The organism is Streptomyces sp. NPDC060028, from assembly GCF_042736725.1.
Taxonomy (GTDB): domain Bacteria; phylum Actinomycetota; class Actinomycetes; order Streptomycetales; family Streptomycetaceae; genus Streptomyces.
This window is the reverse complement of record NZ_JBHWVJ010000049.1, coordinates 1-4,272: the sequence shown is the minus strand read 5'-3', so window position 1 is coordinate 4,272 and position 4,272 is coordinate 1. Positions and strand designations below refer to the sequence as shown.

2 protein-coding genes and 1 tRNA gene are annotated in these 4,272 nt (G+C 71.9%); 1 reads left to right on the top strand and 2 read right to left on the bottom strand.

Annotated features, from left to right (window positions below; translation table 11 throughout):
* Positions 1-1,238 (bottom strand): HAMP domain-containing protein (locus ACFWBF_RS23325; RefSeq protein ID WP_385605119.1); only part of this gene is annotated, 1,238 nt, incomplete at its 3' end.
* 166 nt (positions 1,239-1,404) lie between these two features.
* On the opposite strand from ACFWBF_RS23325, the gene ACFWBF_RS23320 reads away from it, so the two are divergent.
* Complete coding sequence (locus ACFWBF_RS23320) at positions 1,405-3,990, top strand: SpoIIE family protein phosphatase (protein WP_385605116.1); 2,586 nt, start codon at positions 1,405-1,407, stop codon at positions 3,988-3,990.
* A gap of 148 nt (positions 3,991-4,138) precedes the next feature.
* Here ACFWBF_RS23320 and ACFWBF_RS23315 read toward each other — a convergent pair.
* Positions 4,139-4,214, bottom strand: a tRNA-Thr gene (locus ACFWBF_RS23315).
* Positions 4,215-4,272: the final 58 nt, after the last annotated feature.

Genomic DNA, 4,272 nt, shown 5'->3' with positions numbered 1-4,272 from the left:
ATGTCCCGCACCTGCGTGGTCAGATTGCGGAAGACCGTGTTCACCGAGTCGGTGAGGTCCTTCCACGTCCCGGCCGCGCCCGGCACCTGCGCCTGGCCGCCGAGCAGGCCCTTCGCACCGACCTCGCTCGCCACGCGCGTGACCTCGTCCGCGAAGGTCCTCAGCGTCTCGGTCATCTGGTTGATCGTTTCGGCCAGCTGGGCGACCTCGCCGCGCGCGCTCACCCGGACCTTCTGCGACAGGTCACCGTTCGCGACGGCCGTCGTGACCTGCGCGATCCCGCGCACCTGGGCCGTCAGGTTGCCCGCCATCGTGTTGACGGAGTCGGTCAGGTCCTTCCACACGCCCGCGACCCCGGGCACCTTCGCCTGACCGCCCAGCTCACCCTCGGTACCCACCTCGCGGGCGACCCGGGTCACCTCGGAGGAGAACGAGGACAGCTGGTCCACCATCGTGTTGACGGTGTTCTTCAGCTGGAGCATCTCGCCGGCCACGTGCACCGTGACCTTGCGCGACAGATCGCCCTTCGCCACCGCCGTCGTGACGAGAGCGATGTCACGCACCTGAGCGGTGAGCCGGTACGCCATCGTGTTGACGGAGTCGGTCAGATCCTTCCAGGAACCCGACATTCCGCGCACCTGGGCCTGGCCGCCGAGCTTGCCCTCGGTGCCCACCTCCAGCGCCACCCGCGTCACCTCGTCGGTGAACGCCGACAGCTGGTCGACCAGGTTGTTGACCGTCCGCCCGACCTTCAGGAACTCCCCGCGCAGCGGATGCCCGACCCCGTCGGCCGTCTGCGTCCGCAGGTCCATCCGCTGGTCCAGATCGCCCTCGGCCACCGCCGACAGCACCCGGCCCACCTCGGACACCGGCCGGGCCAGATCGTCCACCAACTGGTTCGAGGCATCGATCGCGGCCGCCCACGAACCCTCACAGGCGCCCGTTTCCAGCCGTTCGCTCAGCTTCCCCTCCCGGCCCACCATCCGCCGGACCCGGGACAGCTCCCCGGTCAGGTGCAGATTGCGGTCGGCGACCTCGTTGTAGACGGCGGCGATCTCCGCCATCACGCCCTCGCCGGACACCGTCAGCCGCTTGCGGAAGTTGCCGTCCCGCATCGACACCAGGGCCGTGAGCAGCCGGTTCAGAGCGGCAGTATCGACTTCCGTCGTGCCGCTCCGCCGGGAACGTCCGCCCTTGGGGCGCGTTCCCGTACGCCGCACCGCCGCGCCAGACTCCACCGTGTCCCTCCCGAAAGGGTCGACCGTTGTACCACCGGACATCGAATGTTCCTGCCCGGCTCTTCAAGCCTGCCCAGTGTTTCACCCTGGCCGAACCCGGCCATAACACTTCGGCACCATCGCACACCGCCCGCACCCTGTGGGGGGAATCCCCGACGACGGCACCATGCCGACCGCGAAGGTAAGTAACCTGGCACCCGATGTCCAACCGCGTCGAAGGAGACTTGTGATCACGGCACGGGCGGCTGCCAGCTTCGATCCACTAGGGCGCTCCGTCGCCGCTGCCCGCGCGTTCGTCCGCGACACCCTGCAGGGCTGGGGCTTCGCGGACATCGTCGACGACGCCGTCGTCCTCACCAGCGAGCTCGTCACCAACGCCGTGGTCCACGCCGGAACCCGCGCCGAGGTCCTGTGCCTGCGCTCCGGCGACGGGGTCCGCGTCGAGGTCGCCGACCGCTACCCCGAGCGCGAGCTCCCCCTCCAGCACCCCGGGGAGCGCCCGTACGCCGATCCCGACCGCGAGAACGGCCGCGGGCTGATGCTCTGCGCCGCCCTCGCCACCCGCTGGGGCGTCGAATACACCGCCACCCACAAACACGTGTGGTTCCGGCTCGACCTCCCGGACCGTCCGGTCGGTACCCGCTCCGCCGGCCCCGTCGTCCCCGACCAGTTGCTCCCGCTCGCCGACAGCCGGGTCCGCGTCGCCGTCCTCCAGATCGACGCCACCGACAGCGTCTCCGCCTGGAACGACGACGCCGAGATCATCTTCGGCCACCCCGCCGCCAAGGCCGTCGGCCGCCCGCTCTCCGAGCTCGCCGCCTGGCCGCAGACCCCCGGCACCGGCACCGGCATCGCCGAGGCCCTGCGCCTGTCTCGCTGGGAGGGCAGCTACGGCATCCGCGGAGCCGACGGCCGGGTCATCCCCGTTTACGCATCCCACCTCCGGGTACGCGATGCCCATGGCGAGCCCTCCACCGTCTGCCTCCTCGTCCACGACGACGAGCGCGCCCTGCTCCAGACCCCCGTCCGGGTACCCGTGGCGGACGGCGGCCAGCTCACCGAGCCGCGCGCCGCGGACCCCTTCGAGATCTTCATCGGCTCCCCCGCCCCCGACGACCTCGACGGCCTCCTCCAGCGCACCGTCGAACGCGCCCGGGACCTCCTCGACGCCGACGCCGCGTTCCTGCTCCTCGCCACCGACGACGAGACCGAGCTCGAGGTCCGCGCCACCACCGGCCTGCCCTCCACCCGCCAGCGCTTCGCCCGGGTCCCCGTCGAAGCCGGCACCAACCGGTACGGCTCCGCCCGCATGCCCGCCGTCCACGACGACCTCGCCGCCGTCCCCGGAGCCGTCCCGCTCCTGGAAGCCACCGGCATGCGCTCCGTGGTCACCGTCCCCCTCAAGGTCGAAGGGCGCCTGACCGGCTCCCTCGGCGTCGCCGCGGAAGTACCCGGCCGCTACAACAACGACGAGGCCCTGCGCCTCCAGTTCGCCGCCGACCGCATCGCCCTCGCCGTGGAATCCGCCCGCCTGGGCGAGTTGGAGCGACTGCGCCGCGGCTCCCTCTCCTTCCTCGTCGAGGCCTCCGACCTGCTCGCCGGCACCCTCGACCGGGACCAGACCCTGGCCCTCATGGCCCAGATGACCGTCCCGACCCTGGCCACTTGGTGCGCCGTCTACACGATCGCCGACCAGTCCTCCGACCCGTACCTCTCGTACGTGCTCCACGAGGACGAGGAACGCATCGACGGGCTCAAGGACCTGCTCTCGCGGGTCAGTCCGCCCGAACCGGTCCGCGAGGCCGGCGCCCGCCCGTGGCCCGAGACCGCCGCCGCCGTCGGCGGCGAGACCGTCGTCCTCCCTCTGCTGGCCCGCAACCGCGTCATCGGCATGCTCACCCTCGGCAAGCCGAGCGAGGAGCACTTCCGCCAGGAGATCCTCGAACTGGCCGAGGACCTCTCGCGCCGGGCCGCCCTCGCCCTCGACAACGCCCGCCTCTACTCCGAGCGCACCGCCATCAGCCGCTCCCTCCAGCGCAGCCTGCTCCCGCCCGGCTCCCCCGCCATCCCCGGCATGGAGGTCGAGGTCATCTACCGCGCGGCCGGCGAGGGCAACGAGGTGGGCGGCGACTTCTACGACGTCTTCCCGATCCGCGACGGCGCGTACGGCTTCGCCATCGGCGACGTCTGCGGTACGGGCCCCGAGGCGGCCGCCGTCACCGGGCTGGCCCGGCACGCCCTGCGCCTCCTGGCCCGCGAGGGCCTGGGCGGCCCGGCGGTGCTGGAGCGCCTGAACGCGGCCATCCTCGACGAGGGCGCCCGCAGCCGCTTCCTCACCCTCCTCTACGGCGAGCTCCACCCCCAGCCGGACGGCGGCGCCCTGATGAAGGTCGTCTGCGCCGGCCACCCGCTCCCGCTGCGCCTGCGCCCCGACGGCCAGGTCACCGCGGCCGCCGACCCCCAGCCGCTGCTCGGCGTCCTGGAGGACCTGGAGCTCTACGAGCAGACCCTCACCCTGGAGCCGGGCGACGTGCTGCTCTGCGTCACGGACGGCGTCACCGAACGCCGCGAGGGCACCCGCATGCTCGGCGACGACGGCCTCACCGAGGTCCTCACCACGTGTACGGGACTCACCGCGGGCGCCGTGGCCTCCCGCGTCCTGCGGGCGGTGGAGCGCTTCGCCGCGGAGCCGGCCTCGGACGACATGGCCATCCTGGCCTTCCGCGTCCCGGAACAGCGCACGGGCGACTGACCCGTCCGTTCTTACAGGTGGTCGCGGTGGAGCGGACGGCCCCGAACCGGGGGAAGACCCGTTCCACCGCGAAGGCGCGCCCGCCGCCGCCGGGCCGGTCGTCATGAACGCAAAAAAGGCCCCCGCCTGATGGCGGGGGCCTTCTTGTTGGAGCCCTTTAACGGAATCGAACCGTTGACCTTCTCCTTACCATGGAGACGCTCTACCGACTGAGCTAAAAGGGCGGGTTGTTCGGCGGCGTCCTACTCTCCCACAGGGTCCCCCCTGCAGTACCATCGGCGC

Bases quoted from the DNA above. Each gene is read 5' to 3' on its own strand.
- ACFWBF_RS23320 (WP_385605116.1), top strand. From the start codon at position 1,405: ATGCCGACCGCGAAGGTAAGTAACCTGGCACCCGATGTCCAACCGCGT.